A 21,744-nucleotide genomic window follows, 5' to 3' on the forward strand; every position below is an offset into this window, starting at 1 on the left:
ATTACCTATTATCTCCTATTCCAATTTGAAATATTACTGTAAAAAAATCGACATATTGTCGAAACAAATCTCAACTATCCTGCTCTTCGTTCACAAATAAATCATCGAACTTCCACAATTAAAATTATTACAAAGCTCAATTGCGGAGTCCTTGTTCGGTTGTTCGATTTCCTAACTTTAATCATTCACATTGGAGTGAACCCATGAAATTTACTAGAACCGTTATGTCTGGTCTTGTGACATTTGCTGTTGCATCCGGTTCATACGCGAGTGTTTTGCCTGACTATCAACAGCAGAGTAATTGGTATGTTGATTCGCAAAATATTATTAACCAAAAACAGCAGCAACAACCATCCAACCGTGCTAAGAATGTCATCTTGTTTGTCGGGGACGGAATGGGGATTTCAACTTTAACTGCCTCACGAATATTAGAAGGCCAATTAGCCGGAAATTCAGGTGAAGAAAATTTATTAAGTTTTGAAAAATTCCCCTACACAGCACTGGTAAAAACATACAATGTTGATGCCCAAACGCCTGATTCTGCAGGAACTATGACAGCGATGATGTCTGGTATTAAAACCGATGTTGGTGTTATCGGTGTCGATGAAGATGTGGTGCGTCGTGACTGTTCCACATCTGCCGGAAACGAAGTTGTGACTGCGCTTGAGCTGGCCGAAATTAAAGGGCTGTCCACAGGCATCATATCAACTGCTCGCCTTACTCATGCGACGCCGGCTGCTACTTACGCCAAGAGCGTTGAGCGTGGTTGGGAAGACAATGACGACATGCAAGATGTGACAGGAGGTTGTAAAGATATTGCCGATCAGTTTGTTAATTTTGAAGCCAATCTGGAAGCGCGTTTTGTTGGTATCGATGTCGACGGAATAGAAGTTGCTATGGGTGGCGGACGCCGTAATTTCTTACCTAAAGATCCCGCTTTTAACTCAGCCGATGCGGTCAGTAGTACCGAAGGTGACAGAACGGATGAGAGAGACCTGACTGCTGAGTGGCAAGAAAAATATGAAAATGGCGTTTATATCATTGATCAAACGGGCTTTGATGCAATCGACCCGGAAACCACAGAAAGAGTTTTCGGCTTGTTTAATGAGTCTCACATGCAATACGAAGCGGATCGTGCCAACGACGTTGCTGGTGAGCCTTCTCTTAGCGAAATGACTGAAAAAGCGGTTAAGCTTCTCGATAACAATGAAAAAGGTTTTTTCTTGATGGTTGAGAGCGGTCGTATTGACCATGGACACCATGCTGGTAGTGCGTCAACTGCGCTAACCGATACGATTGAATTTGCCAAAGCGGTTCAGACTGCAGTTGATAACACCAACCCAGAAGAAACACTCATTATCGTCACTGCGGATCACAGCCACGTAATGACGATCGGTGGTTATCCAAAACGCGGCAACCCTATTTTGGGTAAAGTAGTTGCGGTTGGGAAAACAGAGCCGTCATTAGCTGATGATGGACTGCCCTACACGACTTTGGGTTACACCAATGGCCGTGGTTTTCGAGACCTTGGTGCAGAGACCAATGGTGATGCTAGCTACAGTGAAGATCCTGTTGCAGGTCGAGTTGATTTGACCGGTGTTGATACTCAGCAACCTGGATTTCACCAGGAAACAACAGTTCCAAAAGGATCTGAAACTCATGCCGGTGAAGATATTACCATTCACGCGATTGGTCCCGGGGCGCACCGTGTTCAAGGTGTCGTTGAGCAAAGTGTTGTTTTCCACGTAATTAACCGAGCTCTCGGGCTAATTGCAGAGTAAAGAGGAATTTAAAAATGAATAAGTTAATGACTTCAGTAGTTGCTGTATCTGCTGCGCTAAGCCTGGGTGGTTGTGTTGATGATGGTGACGATGGCACTAATGGTGTAAACGGTTTGAATAGTTTGGTGTCACAAACTGTACTAGCGATCGGCGATGCTGATTGCCGGAACGGAGGCCTTAAAATTGATTCTGGCCTTGATGATAACAACAATAATCAACTGGATGCGACCGAAATTGATGACACGAATCTGGTTTGTAATCCGCCGATTACCCAATTGTCTCAACAGGAAGTATTAAATAATACCAACAATTCCTGGTATATCGATTCTGCGCAAAAAGTTGAGTTGGCTGAAGAAAGTTTACAGGAAGTGATTAAACAGCGTGGTGGGGCGAAAAACATTATTTTATTTGTCGGCGACGGAATGGGTGCGTCAACGGTTACTGCTGCGAGAATTCTGGATGGTCAGAATAAAGGCATGCAGGGCGAAGAAAATAATTTGAGTTTTGACGCTTTTCCATTTTCAGGTTTAGCTAAAACTTATAACGTCGATGCACAAACGCCTGACTCTGCAGGTACTATGACGGCGATGATGTCTGGCATTAAAACTGATGTTGGTGTGGTTGGTTTGAATGAAGCAGTGGTTAGAGGCGATTGTGGCAGTGCTTCAGGAATTGAACTGGCGACTGCTTTAGAATTGGCTGAAATTGCAGGCAAGTCTACCGGAATAATTTCAACAGCGCGGATCACGCACGCGACTCCCGCTGCAACTTACGCGAAATCTGCGCACCGAAACTGGGAAGATGTTTCCGACATGAAAGACGTGACCGGTGGTTGTAAAGATATTGCCGACCAATTGGTTAATTTTGAAGACAATCTCGAAGCGCGCTACGCCGGTTTGGATGTCGACGGAATTGAAGTGGTGATGGGAGGAGGGCGTCGTCATTTCCTTCCTAATGATCCCGCAGCTAATAGCCCGGATGCAGTCAGTGCCATTGAAGGAGATCGCACTGACAATCGTAACTTGATTACCGAATGGGAAGCAAAATACGCAAACGGTGTATACGTTTACGACCAGAACGGTTTTGACGCCATCGACCCAGAATCTACAGAACGTGTTTTCGGTTTGTTCAACGAATCTCACATGCAGTATGAAGCAGACAGAGCGAATGATGTGGCAGGTGAACCTTCACTGACTGAAATGACCGAAAAAGCGATTCAGGTACTTGATAATAATCAAGAAGGTTTCTTCCTGATGGTGGAGTCGGGGCGTATCGACCATGGCCATCATGCAGGTAGTGCATACAATGCATTAACTGACACCATTGAGTTCTCAGAAGCGGTTCAAAAAGCACTAGAGATGACCAATCCTGAAGAAACACTAATTATTGTAACTGCTGACCACAGTCACGTATTTACCATCGCAGGTTATCCTAAACGTGGCAATCCAATTCTCGGGAAAGTCGTTGCTGTTGGAAAGTCTGCGCCGGACTACTCGCTAGCTTCTGATGGTATGCCTTATACCACGGTTGGTTATACCAACGGTCCAGGGTTTCGAGATTTAGGTTTGGAAACTGATGCAGACGTATCTTATGGGACTTCAGTGACGGGCCGAGTTGACCTGACTAATGTGGATACCACGGCACCTGGTTTTCACCAGGAAGCATTGGTGCCATTTAAATGGGGTGAAACTCATGCGGGGGAGGACGTTGGTATTTATGCTTCTGGTCCCGGAGCGCACCTGGTTTCCGGCACCAATGAGCAAAGTCTGATCTTTCATGTGATGGACTTTGCCGGTGACCTGGTTGCTAAGGCGAATGTGGTTCTAAAATAAATAGGGAAAAATAAACAGGGATGTTTTCCTAATGTTAAAAAACTGTCATTAAACGAATGTAGACTAGCAAAACTAAACATTCATAACCCTAAATATTGTAAGGTTATGGCGTTTAGATTAACTAAGTTATATTCGTTTTTTTGGGAGTACGGAGTGAAAAAAATTATCTTGTCTATCCTGTCATTATGGCCAACTTTCACAATCGCTAATGAATGCAGCCATTCTGCTAATATTGTGGGTGTTAACTATGTCGTTAGCAAAAAAAATGCGTTAAGCGGTGAAGTCATTTCTCAGGAGGCACTCAATTTCTGGCGTCTAAATGATCAAGTGGCTTATGAATATGCCGAAAGACAAGTGACCGAAATATGGAATCTGGTGTCCAACGGACAAATGCGACCAGTACGTTATTTTGATGAGTATCAACACGGTATTGAGTATCAACCGATGGAAATGAATAGTGATCGTGACTGGAGTGCGAAAAATAATATTGTCAGTAATTCTTTTCGTGATAAGTTAGTTAAGGGGCGAGCATTCGGTTTTGGTTGTGACAAAGTCGTGCGTTATAAACAGGACAAAGTTAAGCAAACAGAAACTGAATCAAAGAAGGCAAAGTATCAGGCAGCACTAGAATGGCTGAGTAGTTATCAACTTCCTAAAAAAATCAAAACTTCTGCTAATAATATTGTTGTTACCTGGGAAGCTAAAAAAATCATTACAGATTCAACTTTGATTAAAAAAGCGTTTACATTGAGGGAGAAATATCAAACGATTGACTATGCCGATGTTGGTGATAGCGAGTCTGACCCAATGGTGAGCAAAATGCTCAATCATAAATTTATGAAAGCTCATTCTTCTCACGCCGGGCATCATCATTAGTTGTATGGCTTTACTTTCAATCTGTTACCGGTTCGCTTGCGATAGTATTGCGGCCGGTTTGCTTGGCTTTGTACAGTGCTTTGTCAGCGGCAACGAGTAGTTGCTCGCTTGTCATATCTTGTTCTGGTAATACGTTACTGACTCCAATACTGACAGTCACATATTGACTTAAGCTAGAGTGAATGTGTTCTATTGCTAACTGCTCAATTTCACACCTTAAGTCTTCTGCGACTTTCTCCGCACCTGGCTGATTGGTTTCTGGTAATACGACAACAAATTCTTCCCCGCCATAGCGCGCCACAATGTCTGTTGGGCGTGAAACCGTTTTATTGAGAACTCGAGCAACACGTTTCAGACATTCGTCGCCAGCTTTATGCCCATAGTGATCGTTGTATTTCTTGAAATAATCAATGTCGACAAAAAGAATCGAAATCTCCGTTTTACACCTCGTTGCTCGTTGCCATTCCTTTTTTAGATACTCATCCAGCGAGCGCCGATTAGCTATATTGGTGAGCTTATCGATATGGCTAAGCCGCTTTAGTTCTTTCTCATGTTGTTTGTGTAAAGTTAGATCGTGAAAATGGCACAAGTACAATGGATAGTTGAGACCGAGCTGATTGATTGATAAATCGACCGGAACATTGATGCCGTTTCGTGTAACAATTTTAACTTCTCTTGCGCCATTGTCGACAATCTTATTATCTTGTTCTTCGAAAATTGTATCGTTTACAAAACAGGTTTTGTATTCTTCAACAAATTCTGTGTCAAGAAATCGCGAAAATGACTGACCAATTATTTCTTCTTTTTCGTAGCCTAAAAAGCTTGTCGCTGCTGGATTGACGGATGAAATTCTACCAGGTGGCGATACTGTTAACATTGGGTTTGATGCACTATTTATGATTGTTCTGTAGCGTTGTTCCTGCATGTTTAGTTGGTTAATCAACAATTCCTTTTTATTCAATAAATCCCTGATTTTTAGTTGATTTTCTATACGCGCCCAAACTTCAGGTTCGTTGATTGGTTTAGTGATGTAATCTTTCGCACCAGCGGCAAATCCTTTGGCTATTTCTTCGGGGTTAGTTTTAGCCGTTACGAAAATGATGGGAATTTCGCTGGTTAAGGGATCTTTACTTAATTTTTTACAGGTTTCATAGCCATCCATATCTGGCATCATGACATCGAGTAAAATCAGGTGAGGGTCAAACTCCCTGACTATTTTTAACGCGATCTTACCCGATGGAACGCCCGATACCGAATAACCTTTTTGAGTTAAAGTGTGATAAAGCAGGTTAACATTTTCGGCTTTGTCATCGACTACTAATATTCTTTTATGTTTATTACTTGTCATCGCTTTTTAAAATAGAAATGTTAAATCATCTGGCTTATTTTTCTTTGCCAACTATCAGTCCATGCTACTTCAAAATGCTGACTATAGCGCTTTAATAACCTAATTCTAGCTTGTTATCGTGAGTATTTCCCGTCAAGTTTTATGATCGGTAATATGCCTACTCTGCTAGATATTCAACCGAGATAGTCTTATCGAGATTAACTTGCCGATTGCTTATTTTGACTATGACCATATCACGCAGCGGTGTTCCTTGTTCAAAGTGTTTTATGGTTCCCGTTATTCCTTGAAAATTTCTTACTTTTTGCAAATACTCGACCAAAGATTTACTCGTTGTTTCCGGTGAGCTACACAAAGTTTGCCATAGCAGTGCAATCGTGTCATGGGTAATAGGAGAAATACTATGGGGATCCGCTGGATCGAAATTAGCAGCTCTGGAACGATTTTCGTGCGTATTTATTTCTTTGTATTTCGAAGTATTTGAATACCAGTGGTCCAGTGCGATAGTGTTTTCCATAAAATCGAAGTTTTTTAGTTGGTGAACATTCCAGGCGTCAGTACCGACCAGCGTCGATTTTACCCCGGAGTTGATCAGACGAGGGACTATTTTTTTTATATCTTCAGTAAAATTGGGAAGTAGAATAAAATCGGGCTGGTTCTTCTTGATCGCTTCAATTAAATGAGCGTCGATATCATCAGGTTGTTTGTATCCAAATTGCTGATTGATTTGCCCGCCCATTTCAGAAAAATAATGAGTAAAGTTTTCAACGAAATCGCGACTATAGTCACTTGTTACCCGATAGATGACTGACGCACTTTGATAGTTTAGTTGTTGATAAATCAGTTGGCTGAGAAGTTGCGCCTGTGAGCGATTATCAACGACAAGCTGGAATACATATTGTTTATCTTTAGTTAATTCTGGATGAGAAGAACCGATTGAAATCATTGGAATCTTTGCCCGTTCTGCTATCACTGCTAATGGCAGAGCTGTATCACTAGTATTAGGTCCTAGTATCACGCTGACATGTTCATTGTTGATTAGGTCGTTGAAGGCCTGGTAAGCGCCTTCTTGCGTTGATAATGTATCTTTGTAGATAACTTTAAGCTTCTTTTTATGTTGGCACTGCATTTCATAACTTTGCTTATTGATAAAGTTCTCAATGGTTGGTTTAATTTTTTTTTGCCAGGAATATTGATTACCGTGTAATACGCCAACTTTAACTTCTTCTACCTGTGCTTCGAACTGACAGGCTGAGATAGCGAGTACTAGTAACAGATAGAAAATCAAATATCCTTTTTTGCTAAAATTTCCTGGTATGCTCACCGACTAATCCTGTATGCGTTTGAGTTTTTGAAGTATTCGCGAGATTTCTAGCATATTCAAATCGCTTAAAAATAATTTCAATTTATCCGCTAATAATTCACCTGCTTCTCCGTGAGAAGAAATCTCTTCTATACATTCAGTCAACTGGGTTATATGGTAAAGGCGACAAGCTTCCAGTGCTGAATTAATGACATTAAGTGGCAGCGTGATGGACTCTAGAGAAATCGAATTGGAGGCCGATTGAGTTTCAGCTGCGTTAAGTTGGTGCGGAGTCGGCGGCGAGCTGGTAATTTCATTAATCACTTCGATAATATCCGCAAAATCAACAGGTTTAGCGACAAAACCGTCAAAGCCAATATCGATAATATTTTGTTTCTCGTGAGATAGCGTAGAGGCGGATACCGCGTAACAAAGAGGTGTTTGAATGGTTGGATCGTTTTTAAGGAGATTGAAAGCTGTGATTCCATCCATTACCGGCATGCGTATGTCTAAAAAAACGATATCAATGGTTTCGTCTTTATCATTATACTCCTTCAGTGTGTCTAGAAACTCCTGTCCGTTAGTCGCTTCAATCACTTGAATGCCAAGTTCGTCCAGGTAAGTTCGAAGAATTAGCCGATTGTCTTCCAGGTCATCAACAACTAAAGCCAAATGAACTTTCGGTGTATCAATGCTAAGTATTGAAGGGCTGGAAGTTTTTTCGGGTTCGGCGTGTTTTAAGTTAATGCTAAAATAGAACGAGCTACCTTGATTGACTTCAGATTTGACCTCAATTGAGGAGCCAAACATTTTTGCTAATCGCCTGGCAATAGATAACCCTAGGCCAGTTCCTGTACTTTGGTTTGCTTCGAATTCCTGTTCGAAAGGTTGAAATATTTTTTCAAGAGACTGATGACTTATGCCTGTTCCAGTATCTTTAATTTCAAAATAGTATTGTGACTCGAGATGATTGAGGTCTGCTTCTGTGGGGGCAGGTTCAATTTCTTCGATTTCTGCGGGAACTTGCTGTGTGAGGGTAAAGGTGATTTCTCCTGATTGAGTAAACTTGATCGCGTTATTGATCAAGTTGATCAAAATTTGCTTAAGCTTTAACTCGTCGCTACTAACGAAGTCCTGCTTGATATCTTTCACTACAGCCCATTTGAGATTTTTTTCATCACAGCGGACTTCAAACATGCTCGTCAATTCGTTGATCATGCCATTCAGGCTAAATGAAGTTTCATCTAAAATAGATTTTCCTGCCTCGATACGGCTTATGTCTAAGATGGTATTGATCAGCTCGAGTAAATGGTTGCCTGCGTATTCGATTCGCGTAAGGAAATTTTTACTTGTTTCATCAAGGTTGTCTTTCCGTAAAAGAATTTGGGAATAGCCAAGAATCGAATTCATCGGCGTACGGATTTCATGGGACATGTTCGCGATAAAATTACTTTTCGCAATTGTGGCAGTTTCAGCTCTTTCCTTTGCGTTGCGCAAGTCATCGTATGACTCTTTTAATCTATCGGCCATCAGGTTAAATGTTGAGGCTAAAATACCCGCTTCGTCGCTCGAATTAATTGACACTCGAGCATCCAGATCGCCATCGGCTATTTTGGTAACTGTTTTGGTAAGGCTCTTTAATGGGCGAGTGAGTTGGTTTGCTATGATATAAATTAAAAAAGCTAATGCAACAACGACCATGACGCCGAAAACAAAAATGTTAATTGCCAGTTTTTGGGCTGGCTCAAATGCTATGCTTTGCGGTAATTCGACTAATAGCGCCGCGTCTAAAGAATCAACCCAGAGAAAACTGCCAATGACAGGGACGCCTCGATAGTTATCATATAAACGAGTGCCGCTTTTTCCAGCAACGGCTAAATTGATGCCAAGTGATTCGGCCCCGCGCAAAAACTCATCGCGTCCAAATCGTTCGCCGGAAACAAAAGCGCGATACCTGTCCACAAGGTAAGATTCACCGAGTTTTCCTAAACCCGTCTCTTCCAATATTATCTGGTCAATTCTGTTCAAGTTAACATGCATGGCGATAACGCCAATCAAAGCACCCGTTTCGCTTTTAAGCGGTGCTGATATTGTTATTGTTGGGCCATAGGTAATAGGAGACGGGTAAATTTTTTGAATGAAAGCTGCTTTTAAACCTTCTTCAAAAAAGTTATCTAGCGTTCGATAGTCGCCTTCGTGAGACTGATCGGTTGAAACAACAATTTTCCCGTTAAGATCGAGCAGAAAAACTTCTTGCCAATCATGTTGTAGCTGCTTTAAGTCTAGCAAGTGCTCGCGTAGGGATTTTAATTTTTCTTGATAACTACCATTATCACCTTTCGTATTGAGTATTTCGCTCGAAATGTTAATGAGTGTTTTTATTTTGGATAACCAAATCAAATCGGTTTTTAATCCGTCTAACCATAATTTTAGCGAGTCTTGCTTGAGGGCAATTGAAACTTCAAGTCGGGAGAACACTGTTTGTTGAAGTGTACTTTTAGCGGTAACGAAAACAAAGCTTCCAATAATGATGATGGTGAATAAGAAGAGTAAAGCGTTAGAGAGAATAACCTTCGCTTTAAGGCTATTTTTACCAATTTGCTTAAGAAATTCACTCATAATATCAAATTTAATCCAGCACCCAGTTAGGTGAGCGATAGATTTTGTTGGCGTTATTTTTCACATTGATAATGATTGGTTTTTTATAATGCTTATTATTTTTATTCAGGTTGATTTTTCCGGTTACACCACTAAAGTCTCCAATCGATTTTAGTGCTGTAGTAATTTCTGTATTTGCGGTAAAACTGTGTTCAATTGCCTTACCTAATATTCCCAACGCATCATAGGTTAAGGCGGACATACTTGTTGGGTCTTGTGAATGCTTGCTCCGATATTCATCGAGGAACTGTTTGGCTTTCTTATTGTATTTTGCATACTCAGGGTGCCAGTGATGAGCATAATAGGCATCATTGAATTGTTCGTCAGTAGTAACTTTAAGAGGGCTCCAATTATCACTTCCTAAAATAAACCCTTTAAAACCCGATTGTTTTAATCCTTCGAGTTGTGCTTTACTTTCTTTTGTTGCATTTGGTAACAGAACTGCCTGCGTATTTTCTAAACGTATTTGTGATATTTGTTTGCTGAAATCCTTGGTGCCAGAAATATAGAATTCGAAAGCTGAAATTTTACCACCAAGTGATACATAGCGCTCTTTAAATGCCTCGGCAACTACTCGGCTGGAAGGATTTCCAATGTTATATAGCACGGCGGTGTTCGGGAGACTAAGCTCTTGCTGGGCAAATTTAGCTAGCAGGTTTCCTTGTTCAGAATTACTAAACGCGATACGGAAGACGAACTTTTTATTTTTATCAACAACGGTTGATGTTGCGCCAGGAGAAATCATTAATTGTCCTGCAGATTCTGCCACCGCTGATGCCGAATAGGCTGTGCTACTCATATTAGGACCAACTATTGCGGTAACTTTATGCTCAAAAATGAGGCGCCTTGCAGCCTCTACTGCGGAATCTTTTTGGTTTAAAGTATCTTCTATAACTAGTTCTAACTGTCTTTTTTGTTTTCCTGTATTAAGACCACCCTGTGCATTGATTTTGTCGATGTAGAGTTTAGCTGCGTTAATTGATGGCGGACCACCAGGTGTAGATTTATCGATCAATAAACCGATAATGATCGGCTTGTCATTTTCTGGTGGAGTGAAGCAAGCTATTAACAGAGAGCTAAGGAAAACGAGGAATATACTTCTGAAAGTGGTTTTTATCGTAATAGGCATTCCACGAGCAAATTTTTTATTCTGTGTGGTAAATAATGTTTGGATAACGAGAAATTGTGCACCCTTTATTGAGGTGGTAGTACTTGTGAGTAAGTTAGTTAGCATTGTTATTGATTTTGTTGTGAGCTTGGTATTTTGTGTTGCCTTTGGTTTTAATCGCTTGAGTTGATGTTTTTGTTTCTTTCAAGAGCCAATACTCCGAATTGATTCAGCTATCTGTTAGCGACTCCATTCGGCTTACCTACTGACCTTATAAGGCGTTACTAAAAGTATAGAAGACTCAGCAGATCTTGTTTAAATATGTTTATGACTTTTTGTTTGTAATAACAAGTGTTTTTTAAGGCGGGTTACGAAAAGTGAAAGCAAGATATTTATGGTCATTTCATCCGCAGCATGAAGCGTTAAGAAAGGATGGTTTCAGGGGCACAGAAAAACTATAAGTTATTGATAGTTAAAGCAAAGCGTCAGCTAATTAACCTCAGATTAATTATCAATAAATAAGCTTGAGTAATTAGCTTCGCTGTATTTTGTTGTTTGATTGGCTTAGTGAGATTTAGCTTTTGCTCGTTTTTGCCTGTCATGTTTGTTTTTCGCTATTTTGGCAGATTCTTTATCTGCTTTGTTGTGTAATCTTGCTTTTTCCTTTTTTGTGACTATGCCGTCAGATTTGGCGCGTTTTTCCATGCGGTTCAATTCGCGCTGGCCCTGAACAAGCCTGTTGGCTTCTTTTTTCGTGAGTTCGCCTGAATCAATTCCTTGAATGATGCGGTTTTTTTGATTCGCCTGGCGGGCATCCAGTTTTGGCGTTTCTGCAAAGGTCTGACTGCTCAACAGGATTGCTAAGCTTGCTGGTATAACTGATTTTATTGGGAATTTCATGGTATTTCCTTGTTGGTCGTTTTTAGGTTTGTTCTCCATAACGGCTCTGAAACAATTTGGTTGACAAAAAAAGCCTGACGAGGACGATTTTCCAGGTGTTTTAACGGCTAAGAAATGTTTGATGGCTAAGGTCCTTGGTTGTCAGCTGTTTTTATTAACCTTTGGTTTTCAATAAGAAATGTTGTTTTCAACGGCCCATACAGCGGCCTCTACGCGAGTTTTCAATTCCAGTTTCTTGAGCAGGTTTTTAACATGTACTTTAACGGTTGATTCAGCAATTCCCAGTTTATTAGCTATCATCTTATTACTCTTGCCTGAAGCAATGTACTTGAGTGTTTCGAATTCCCTATGGGTAAGCTTATCAACAAGATTGGTTTCTTTAGACTCTGTTTGAAAAGAGCGAACCAGTATTTGAGTCAGCGGGCTACTAATGACTAGCTCACCCTTGAGTGCCTGGTTTATTTTTTCGATTAATTCTTCAGGTTCTGAGTCTTTTAAAATGTATCCGTCAACCCCCGATTTCAATGCCCTTAAAACATCTGATTCGCTATCCGAGACGCTAAAGATAATCACTTTGCTGCTCACATTAGCTCGCTTTAAGGCATTTAAGGTATCGATACCGCTTAACCCTTTCATGTTGAGATCAAGCAAAATAAGATCTGGGTTATGTTCAATTGCCAGACTAATGGCTTCTTCTCCAGAACCGGCTTCAGCAACTACTTTGAGATTGTCTTCAAGTTCGATCAGCTGAGCGACACCTTTACGTAGCATTGGATGATCGTCAACGAGAATGATTCTGAAATGATCGGTACTATTGTCATTTGCCTTCAAACTATCTAATTTTAACTCTGCTATGTTCATGCTGCTCATTGATTGACTCTTTCTTATCCTGGTTTAGTGTTTAAACTCAACAACGACATGAGTTCCTTTGGGCTTCTTTGACAAAAATTCTATTTTCGCACCGAGCGATTTGGCTCTTTCCTGCATAATGTTCAGACCAAAATGTCCGTGCTGCTCTAATTGATGGGGAAGCCCAATTCCATCATCCCAAACTTCGAGTTTGATGAGATCATTTTCTTGGTAGAGAGAAACTTTTGCCTGTTGCGCCTGTGCATGGCGTTGAATGTTAGACAAAGCTTCGCGAGCGATCTGTAAAACGTGAATTTCCTGGTTGGCGGTTAAATAATTTTGCGGTAGCTGAAAATCGAGTTCAATTGGATGATGGCACTTAGTGCTAAACTCGGTAACCGTTCCTTGTAGGGCATTTTCAATCGAAGGGTCTTCGAGTTTCAGGCGGAATGTGGTTAGCAACTCTCTGAGTTGTTGATAGGCTTTGTTAAGGCCCTGTTTGATATCGTCAATCGTTTCGCTCACTTGTTCTTTAGCAACTTCTTTTTGCATTTTTCGAGTCAACAAGCTCATTTGTACTTTTAGATAAGAGAGTGATTGAGCAAGCGAATCATGGAGCTCTCTGGCAATAACTGCACGCTCTTCCACAATTAATAAACGATTATCTGTATTTCTTTTTTGCTCCAGTTCAAATGCTGTCGCGATGATGTCTGCCATTGCCTGAAGCATTTGAGTTTGCCACTCTTCAGCGACCTTGTTTTTGGGAACCTGCCATTCCAGGTAACCGAATAACTGAGTCTGTTTCTCCAGCGGAAACTGCTGACTGGCAAAACAATAGTTCTTAATATTTTGATGGGGGGTAATGACACCAATCAGGCGCTTGTTTTGCGGCGTACAGACTCGCTTTATTGTTATTTTTCCATAACCTAAAGCGCGCTCAAGCTCTGCAATAATCTCGGAATCAATTTCGGCATTATTTTTTGTTGCCAGGTTGCGGGCTCCGCGATAAAGAACTTTTAGTGACTGATTGCTATGAGTGAGCTGCCTGGTTTTTTGGGCGACACGTTTCTCAAAGTCTTGATAAGTTGATTTTAATTCCTCTGACATTTTATTGAACGTGCGCGCCAGAACGCCGAGTTCATTATTGCTGCTATCATCGGCTTTAATATCAAAGTTTCCTTTTCCTGCTTCAGAAGCAACTTTGACTAAAAGTTTTAAGGGAGAAATAACCAGCCGATTAAGTCTGAATAAAACAACGAAAGCGATTATCACTACTAAAAACAGGCTTGCTCCCTGAATTAGGCGAAGCATTTCCAATTTTTTTTCTGACTCTGTCTGCAACAGGGTAACCAGCCGATCAACCGACGCAACAAACTGATCGAAGGAAAAAATAGGCGTCGGTATATCAGTTTGTTTCAGTCTCTCCCATGAAGATAATATGTGTTGATATTGCGCTTCAACATCAGGGTTTTCTCTGGCGCTGGTTAAACCTCCGCTTAGTAAATGACTGAGCCTTTCTTCAAAACCGGCAATTTCTTTTTGGATAAAATTTTTATCGGAGCTTTTATCAGACAGGTGCGCACGAGAAATTCGTATGGCGTGCATACGCAAAGCGCCAGCATTATTTATTTGTGCAGCATCACCGCTTAAGCTTTCCGTTACTAGCATAGAAGAAACCATGCTAACCAGCCCTAAAGTGACAATGATCGCCATTATCTGGCTGGCGCGAGTAACCAGTGAAGTGTGAGTAAACTTAACCTCTTGATCGACTGTCTTGTCGAGTTCATCTTGAGTGTTTGTCATTGACTGGTTTGCCATCATCTCATTGTTAATCGTCATCGAAATATGCCACCCGGTTTTGGCGATAACTCCATTTTAGCAGCGATGCCATGTCACAAACTTACAACTACCACTAAATAGTCTCACCAACTCGCGTGCCACAGAGATATTTACTCGAAAACAAAAATAACCAATAAATACAAGCTGTTACCTTAAAAGTGTGTCTACCACTTTAGTAGTAGTTGTGCCTATTAGACAACGGAAAGGCATTCGGGGGAGTGATCCAGATCAAGATAGCTAACAGTGTGGCTGATATTTTTAAATCGAAGTTTTGAAATCAAAGTTTTGAAATCGAAGTGTCGTAAAGAAATTTAGAGGATAACTAAATGGCCAGTTATAAAACCAAGCAGTATTCCGTTTTAACGATGAATACCACCGCTTTTGCCTTTAACTTCGCGGTGTGGACAATGTTTTCGATTATTGGAGTGAAAATAAAACAGGAATTGGGCTTAACCGATACTGAGTTTGGAATATTGGTGGCAACTCCAATTCTAACGGGATCGTTAACGCGTTTGCCATTAGGAATACTAACGGATCATTTTGGCGGAAGAATTGTTTTTTTCATTCAAATGATTTTAGTTGCCGTGGCGACTTATAGCTTAGCGTTTGCCTCACAATACTGGCAATACCTGTTAAGTGGATTATTTATTGGTTTGGCCGGTGGCTCATTCGCCATTGGTATTGCTTATACCTCTGCCTGGTTTGAAAAAGAAAAACAAGGTACCGCGATGGGAATTTTTGGTGCGGGCAACGCGGGAGCCGCTATTACCAACCTGGTTGCGCCAATGATTGTTGTGGCTGCTGGCTGGCAAATGGTACCGAAAATATACTCAATTGCTATGGCGATAATGGCGATTGTTTTCTGGTTTTTTACTTTTAACGATCCACATCAGGAGAAAAGAAAAGCTTCTGGTACTCATAAATCAATGGCCGAGCAACTTGCACCGCTAAAAGAGTTACGAGTGTGGCGGTTTGGATTGTACTACTACTTTGTTTTCGGTGGATTTGTGGCGCTAGCGCTTTGGTTACCCAAGTACTACATCGGCGAATTTGGTCTTGATTTAAAAACAGCTTCCTTCATTACTTTAATTTTTACTTTGCCCTCAGGACTCATTCGGGCGCTAGGTGGTTACGTGTCTGACAAAGTTGGCGCCAGAGCAGTTAACTGGTGGGTCTTCTGGATTTCAGCAGCCTGTTTGTTCTTCCTTTCTTATCCTGAAACAAGTTTCACCGTAAAAGGCGTGGAAGGAAATATCAATTTTAATATAGGGCTAAGTGTCTGGATTTTCACTGCATTGGTTTTTGTGGTCGGCATTGCACAGGGTTTCGGTAAGGCGAGTGTCTACAAAATTCTACACGATTACTACCCAAATAATATGGGTTCTGTCGGCGGAATGGTTGGTGTACTTGGTGGACTGGGCGGCTTTACCTTGCCTATTTTCTTTGGAATTTTATCAGACTATACCAATGTTCGATCTTCATGTTTCATGTTGCTGTTTGCATTGGTTGCGGCCTGCATGTTGTGGATGAACTACTCAATCATTCAACAGAAGAAAGAAAGCGAAATATTGTAATTGTAAAAAAGCTTTCTACCTCTCCCTAACCCTCTCCTTCAAAGGAGAGGGGACTAAACTCCCTCGCCCTTTGGGAGAGGGCTGGGGAGAGGGGATTTTTTAAAGTTCACTAAAGTAGATACAAACTGGGAACTTCTGCTTTAGAAAAAAATTTAAATTTTAAACATTGGAGCAAACAATGTCAGATATCAAGAAGTGGGATGTCGAAGATTCTAAGTTTTGGGAGTCTGAAGGAAAAAAGATTGCCAGTCGCAATCTATGGATTTCAATTCCGAGTCTTCTCTGCGGTTTCGCAGTGTGGTTGTACTGGGGAATTATTACAGTACAAATGTTAAACCTGGGTTTCCCGTTCGAGAAGTCTGAGTTATTTACATTGATGGCTATTGCGGGATTAACCGGCGCGACTTTGCGTATACCGAGTAGCTTTTTCATTCGTTTGTGCGGCGGTCGTAACACCATTGTTTTCACCACTGCCTTATTGATGTTACCGGCTGCCGGAGCGGGGATTGCATTGCAAGATCAAAATACACCGCTGTGGGTATTTCAGGCGCTGGCGTTGTTGTCTGGTTTAGGTGGCGGAAACTTTGCTTCTTCAATGTCAAACATCAGCTTTTTCTATCCAAAAAAACAACAAGGCTTGGCGCTTGGGCTGAATGCTGGTTTAGGTAATTTTGGCGTGACGACCATGCAAATACTTGTTCCACTTGTTATGACGTTCGGTATCTTTGGCGGAGACTCTATGAGTCTTGTAAATACCTCAGGAACACTTATTGGAAAAATACCTGCCGGCGCTGATGCCTGGATTCACAACGCGGGTTTTGTATGGCTTCTTTTTCTTATTCCATTAGCACTTGTTGGATGGTGGGGCATGAACAACATAAAAGCGCCTCATGTTACACCTGACCTGCCAAACCCAGTTGTTTCTTTCTCGATGATCACGATTATGTTGCTAATCGGTTTCGCTGCTGCAACTGTTGGCTTGTGGTTAATGTTGCCAGAAAATGTTAACGGCTCCGGCTTTGGTGTTCCTAAAGAGTTAGTTTTGGTTGGCGTCGTTGGTGCTACGGTAATGCTCTTAAAATTACTACCTGGAAAAATAAGTGAAAACCTGGAGCGTCAATATAAAATTTTTAATAATCCGCACACTTGGGTCATGAGTATTATTTATACCATGACCTTCGGTTCGTTTATCGGTTTTGCAGCAGCTTTTCCATTATCAATTAAAGTCATCTTTGGTTATCAACATATCATGGTTGATGGTGTGATGACCCATGACACTGTTAATGCGAACGGACCTAGCGCATTAATGTTCGCCTGGATGGGCGCGTTTATCGGCGCTTTAATTCGCCCGGTTGGCGGCTGGATCGCAGACAAAATGGGCGGCGCTAAAGTGACCCAGATTTGTTCGATTGTTATGGTTGCGAGTGCCTTGGGTGTTGCTTATTACATGAAAGCTGCCTACAGCTCTGCAACGCCAGAAGAGTTCTTTGTTCCCTTCTTTATCTTGTTTCTGGTTTTATTTGCAGCTACCGGTATTGGCAATGGTTCTACTTTTAGAACGATTTCAATGGTGTTTAATAAAGAACAGGCGGGTCCAGTTTTAGGTTGGACATCAGCCATCGCAGCTTACGGTGCATTTTACATTCCTAAAGTTTTAGGTGAGCAAATTAAGCTAACCACTCCCGAAGTTGCATTAATAGGTTTTGCTGCTTTCTACGCGGTTTGCATCGGAATTAACTGGTGGTTTTATTTGAGAAAGGGGGCCGAATTCCATAATCCATAAAATATTAAATAAAAAAATAGGAATTCGAAATTTGTAGGAGCGCTGTTCGCAGCGCGAATCATTATTAAAGTATTTACTAGGTGGCCGTCAATGACACAACGGTTACGGGTCAACGGAGAAAAAAGATGAGTCAATTTCTTGATCGCTTACAGTTTTTTAAAAAGAAAACTGGCGAGTTTGCAGATGGACATGGTGAAACAACCAATGAAAGTCGCGAATGGGAAGATAGTTATCGCCAGCGCTGGCAGCATGACAAAATTGTTCGGTCTACTCACGGCGTTAATTGCACGGGATCTTGTTCCTGGAAAATCTATGTAAAAAATGGTCTGGTTACCTGGGAAACCCAACAAACCGATTATCCTCGAACTCGACCTGACTTACCGAACCACGAGCCACGTGGTTGTCCGCGAGGAGCAAGTTATTCGTGGTATTTATATAGTGCTAACAGGCTAAAGTATCCCAAGGTTCGTAAACCATTATTAAAACTTTGGCGTGAAGCTCGCGCAACGATGAACCCGGTAGATGCCTGGGCCTCGATTGTTGAAGATAAAGAGAAAGCAACCTCTTATAAATCAAAACGCGGCTTAGGTGGATTTGTGCGGTCAAGTTGGGATGAGGTGAATGAAATCATCGCTTCGGCCAATGTTTACACGGCCAAAACTTATGGACCTGATCGCGTTATCGGTTTTTCTCCAATTCCCGCTATGTCGATGGTTTCCTACGCTGCCGGTTCGCGCTACCTTTCGTTGATCGGTGGCGTTTGCATGAGCTTCTACGATTGGTACTGTGACCTACCGCCATCATCGCCAATGGTTTGGGGAGAGCAAACTGATGTTCCCGAGTCTGCCGACTGGTATAACTCAAACTATATTATTGCCTGGGGATCAAATGTTCCACAGACACGTTCGCCGGATGCTCACTTTTTTACAGAGGTAAGATATAAAGGTGCAAAAACTGTTTCGATCACACCTGATTATGCCGAAGTTTCCAAACTAACTGACGAATGGTTGAATCCAAAACAGGGGAGTGACGCGGCACTCGGAATGGCGTTTGGACATGTCATTCTCAAAGAGTTTCATTTAGACAACCCGAGTGAATACTTCACCGATTATGTTCGTCAATACACCGACTTTCCGATGTTAGTGGTGTTAGATAAACATGAAAATGGAGCACTTAAATCTACGCGTTTCTTAAGAGCTTCAGATTTGGCTGATAACCTGGGACAAGAAAATAATCCGGAATGGAAAACCATTGGAATTGATGAAAATTCAAATGATGAACTAGTTTCTCCGCTTGGTTCCATCGGCTATCGTTGGGGAGAAAAAGGTAAATGGAATATTGAAGAAAGAGAAGGCAAAGACGGTAAGCCTACAAAGTTAAAACTATCACTTATTGGCGGTGATGTTTCTGCAGTTGCTTTTCCACATTTCGCTGCAGATGATACCAACAAACATTGGGTTTCCTGTGAACATGACGAAGTTCTGGTGCGAAATGTTCCCACTAAAACGCTGACAGGAAGTAATGGCGAAGAAATTGTAGTTGCGACCGTTTATGATTTGATGATGGCCAACTATGGTCTTGATCGAGGGCTTGGTGGCGATAATGTTGCTTCAAGTTATGACGATAACACTCCGTTCACGCCAGCATGGCAAGAAAAAATTACCGGAGTGGCCAGGGATAAAGTGATCAAGGTTGCCCGTGAGTTTGCTGACACGGCTAACAAAACCAAGGGTAAGTCGATGATTATTGTTGGGGCGGCGATGAACCATTGGTATCACATGGATATGAACTATCGCGCCTTGATCAATATGTTGATGATGTGTGGTTGTGTTGGTCAATCTGGTGGTGGTTGGGCGCACTATGTTGGACAAGAAAAGCTACGCCCGCAAACTGGCTGGTTGCCTCTTGCGTTTGGTTTGGATTGGTCTCGACCGCCGCGCCAGATGAACTCAACTTCATTTTTCTATAACCATTCTTCACAGTGGCGTCATGAGAAAGTCAGTATTCATGAGGTGCTTTCACCGCTTGCTGATAAAAATGAATTTTCTGAGCATATGCTCGATTACAACATTAAAGCAGAAAGAATGGGGTGGCTGCCTTCTGCTCCCCAATTAAATAGAAATCCATTGCAGATCACTAAAGACGCAGAAGCAGCCGGCATGGACCCGAAAGATTATGTGGTGCAGGAGTTGAAAAGCGGCGGCATTAAATTTGCGGCTGAAGCGCCGGATGCGCCTGAAAACTTCCCTCGTAATCTATTTGTATGGCGGTCCAATTTACTCGGTTCTTCCGGTAAAGGGCATGAGTACATGTTGAAGTATTTGCTCGGCGCAAAAAATGGTGTCATGAACGAAGATCTGGGCAAGAGAGATGGGTTTAAACCAGAAGAAGCCGAGTGGGTTGATGAAGGGGCGACCGGTAAACTTGATTTGGTTACAACCCTGGATTTCCGTATGTCATCCACTTGCATGTTTTCGGACATTGTTTTGCCAACGGCGTGTTGGTATGAAAAAGATGACCTCAATACTTCTGATATGCATCCGTTTATTCATCCCCTGTCAACTGCTGTTGACCCGGCGTGGGAAGCGAAATCTGACTGGGAAATTTATAAAGGCATTGCGAAGAAATTTTCGGAAGTCTCTGAGGGGCAGTTGGGTGTTGAAAAAGATTTTGTGACTGTGCCGATGCTGCATGACACTCCCGGAGAACTGGCACAACCATTTGACGTAAAAGATTGGAAAAAAGGTGAGTGTGATTTAATTCCTGGAATGACTGCACCGAATATGATGGTGGTTGAAAGAGATTATCCAAACACTTACAAAAAATTTACTTCACTCGGCCCATTGATGGATAAGCTAGGTAATGGCGGAAAAGGTATTAGCTGGAACACTGATGATGAAATTGAGTTGTTAGGAGATTTAAACCATCGCAACCTGGATGAAGGCGTAAGCGAAGGCCGACCTATTATAGAATCGGCAATTGATGCTGCTGAAACCATATTAACCTTTGCGCCGGAAACGAACGGAAATGTAGCAGTTAAAGCCTGGGAAGCGTTAGGCGAATTTACCGGTCGAGAACATACGCATTTAGCAACACCGAAGCACGAAGAAAAAATTCGATTCCGTGACGTTCAGGCCCAGCCAAGAAAAATTATTTCTTCGCCAACCTGGTCAGGATTAGAAGACGAACATGTGAGTTACAACGCAGGATATACCAATGTTCACGAACTGATCCCTTGGCGAACAATCACCGGTCGACAACAGTTCTATCAAGATCACAAATGGATGCAGGCTTTCGGTGAGCAGTTTGTTTCTTATCGTCCGCCTATCAATACCAAGACAGTTGATCTGGTTAAAGGCACCAAACAAAACGGTAATAAAGAAGTCGTGCTTAATTGGATTACACCTCATCAAAAGTGGGGAATTCATAGTACTTACTCAGACAATTTGCTGATGTTAACGCTTTCTCGTGGTGGCCCGATTATCTGGATGAGTGAAACAGATGCCAAAGAAGCTGAAATTGAAGATAACGATTGGGTTGAAGTATTTAATGCCAATGGTGCTATTGCTTGTCGCGCAGTTGTTTCTCAAAGGGTTAACCAGGGAATGGTCATGATGTATCACGCGCAAGAGCGGATTGTCAATGTGCCTGGAAGCGAAATGACTGGAACTCGTGGTGGTCATCATAACTCGGTGACCCGTGTAGTAATGAAGCCGACCCATATGATTGGCGGTTATGCGCAACAAGCCTGGGGTTTTAACTACTATGGAACGGTTGGCTGTAACCGTGATGAGTTTGTTGTGGTAAGAAAAATGGCGAAAGTTGACTGGCTGGATGGATCGGACAGCGACGACTTACCACGACCACTTCCAACAGATCCCGATAACGCTTAAGGA

Annotated in this window: 13 protein-coding genes; 6 read left to right on the forward strand and 7 right to left on the reverse strand. The window is 41.9% G+C overall.

All coding sequences use genetic code 11. The features are described 5' to 3' along the window. Positions 1–203 precede the first annotated feature (203 nt). From FLL46_RS05830 to FLL46_RS05840, 3 genes are all read left to right on the forward strand, one after another. Positions 204–1,781 carry an alkaline phosphatase gene (locus tag FLL46_RS05830; protein ID WP_142892533.1) on the forward strand — a complete coding sequence of 526 codons (1,578 nt, stop codon included), beginning with the start codon at positions 204–206 and terminating at the stop codon, positions 1,779–1,781. 14 nt (positions 1,782–1,795) lie between these two features. Next, on the forward strand, positions 1,796–3,613 hold the full coding sequence (locus tag FLL46_RS05835; RefSeq protein WP_142892534.1) for an alkaline phosphatase: 1,818 nt from the start codon (positions 1,796–1,798) through the stop codon (positions 3,611–3,613). A 153-nt stretch (positions 3,614–3,766) separates the two neighbouring features. After that, positions 3,767–4,489: a hypothetical protein gene (locus tag FLL46_RS05840; RefSeq protein ID WP_142892535.1), complete on the forward strand. Its 723-nt coding sequence runs from the start codon at positions 3,767–3,769 to the stop codon at positions 4,487–4,489. 16 nt (positions 4,490–4,505) lie between these two features. Here the strand turns inward: FLL46_RS05840 and FLL46_RS05845 are convergent, their stop codons facing one another. The 7 genes from FLL46_RS05845 to FLL46_RS05875 form a co-directional block, all read right to left on the reverse strand. Next, on the reverse strand, positions 4,506–5,837 hold the full coding sequence (locus tag FLL46_RS05845; RefSeq protein WP_142892536.1) for a diguanylate cyclase: 1,332 nt from the start codon (positions 5,835–5,837) through the stop codon (positions 4,506–4,508). A gap of 157 nt (positions 5,838–5,994) precedes the next feature. Then, positions 5,995–7,158, reverse strand: coding sequence for an ABC transporter substrate-binding protein (locus FLL46_RS05850; RefSeq protein WP_142892537.1), 1,164 nt, complete (start codon positions 7,156–7,158; stop codon positions 5,995–5,997). A gap of 3 nt (positions 7,159–7,161) precedes the next feature. After that, the gene (locus FLL46_RS05855; protein ID WP_142892538.1) at positions 7,162–9,756 is read right to left on the reverse strand and encodes a hybrid sensor histidine kinase/response regulator; all 2,595 of its coding nucleotides are present in this window, start codon (positions 9,754–9,756) and stop codon (positions 7,162–7,164) included. A gap of 10 nt (positions 9,757–9,766) precedes the next feature. Next, entirely contained in the window at positions 9,767–11,029 is a 1,263-nt protein-coding gene (locus tag FLL46_RS05860; protein WP_142892539.1) for an ABC transporter substrate-binding protein, read from the reverse strand. Positions 11,030–11,467: 438 nt separating this feature from the next. After that, positions 11,468–11,803, reverse strand: coding sequence for a hypothetical protein (locus FLL46_RS05865; RefSeq protein WP_142892540.1), 336 nt, complete (start codon positions 11,801–11,803; stop codon positions 11,468–11,470). Positions 11,804–11,971: 168 nt separating this feature from the next. Next, positions 11,972–12,673, reverse strand: coding sequence for a two-component system response regulator NarL (narL, locus tag FLL46_RS05870; RefSeq protein WP_281281938.1), 702 nt, complete (start codon positions 12,671–12,673; stop codon positions 11,972–11,974). A gap of 24 nt (positions 12,674–12,697) precedes the next feature. Then, on the reverse strand, positions 12,698–14,491 hold the full coding sequence (locus FLL46_RS05875; RefSeq protein WP_210418599.1) for a histidine kinase: 1,794 nt from the start codon (positions 14,489–14,491) through the stop codon (positions 12,698–12,700). Positions 14,492–14,817: 326 nt separating this feature from the next. On the opposite strand from FLL46_RS05875, the gene FLL46_RS05880 reads away from it, so the two are divergent. The 3 genes from FLL46_RS05880 (at position 14,818) to FLL46_RS05890 (ending at position 21,741) form a co-directional block, all read left to right on the forward strand. Next, positions 14,818–16,065, forward strand: coding sequence for an MFS transporter (locus FLL46_RS05880; RefSeq protein WP_142892541.1), 1,248 nt, complete (start codon positions 14,818–14,820; stop codon positions 16,063–16,065). 178 nt (positions 16,066–16,243) lie between these two features. Then, positions 16,244–17,848, forward strand: coding sequence for an MFS transporter (locus tag FLL46_RS05885; protein WP_142892542.1), 1,605 nt, complete (start codon positions 16,244–16,246; stop codon positions 17,846–17,848). Between the two features lie 125 nt (positions 17,849–17,973). Continuing rightward, on the forward strand, positions 17,974–21,741 hold the full coding sequence (locus tag FLL46_RS05890; protein WP_142892543.1) for a nitrate reductase subunit alpha: 3,768 nt from the start codon (positions 17,974–17,976) through the stop codon (positions 21,739–21,741). The last annotated feature ends 3 nt before the right edge of the window (positions 21,742–21,744 follow it).

This window comes from Aliikangiella coralliicola, assembly GCF_007004725.1.
GTDB classification, from domain to species: Bacteria; Pseudomonadota; Gammaproteobacteria; order Enterobacterales; family Kangiellaceae; genus Aliikangiella; species Aliikangiella coralliicola.

Bases quoted from the DNA above. Each gene is read 5' to 3' on its own strand.
- FLL46_RS05880 (WP_142892541.1), top strand. From the start codon at position 14,818: ATGGCCAGTTATAAAACCAAGCAGTATTCCGTTTTAACGATGAATACC.
- FLL46_RS05830 (WP_142892533.1), top strand. From the start codon at position 204: ATGAAATTTACTAGAACCGTTATGTCTGGTCTTGTGACATTTGCTGTT.
- FLL46_RS05875 (WP_210418599.1), bottom strand. From the start codon at position 14,491: ATGACGATTAACAATGAGATGATGGCAAACCAGTCAATGACAAACACT.
- FLL46_RS05885 (WP_142892542.1), top strand. From the start codon at position 16,244: ATGTCAGATATCAAGAAGTGGGATGTCGAAGATTCTAAGTTTTGGGAG.
- FLL46_RS05860 (WP_142892539.1), bottom strand. From the start codon at position 11,029: ATGCTAACTAACTTACTCACAAGTACTACCACCTCAATAAAGGGTGCA.
- FLL46_RS05865 (WP_142892540.1), bottom strand. From the start codon at position 11,803: ATGAAATTCCCAATAAAATCAGTTATACCAGCAAGCTTAGCAATCCTG.
- FLL46_RS05855 (WP_142892538.1), bottom strand. From the start codon at position 9,756: ATGAGTGAATTTCTTAAGCAAATTGGTAAAAATAGCCTTAAAGCGAAG.
- FLL46_RS05845 (WP_142892536.1), bottom strand. From the start codon at position 5,837: ATGACAAGTAATAAACATAAAAGAATATTAGTAGTCGATGACAAAGCC.
- FLL46_RS05835 (WP_142892534.1), top strand. From the start codon at position 1,796: ATGAATAAGTTAATGACTTCAGTAGTTGCTGTATCTGCTGCGCTAAGC.
- narL (WP_281281938.1), bottom strand. From the start codon at position 12,673: ATGAGCAGCATGAACATAGCAGAGTTAAAATTAGATAGTTTGAAGGCA.
- FLL46_RS05890 (WP_142892543.1), top strand. From the start codon at position 17,974: ATGAGTCAATTTCTTGATCGCTTACAGTTTTTTAAAAAGAAAACTGGC.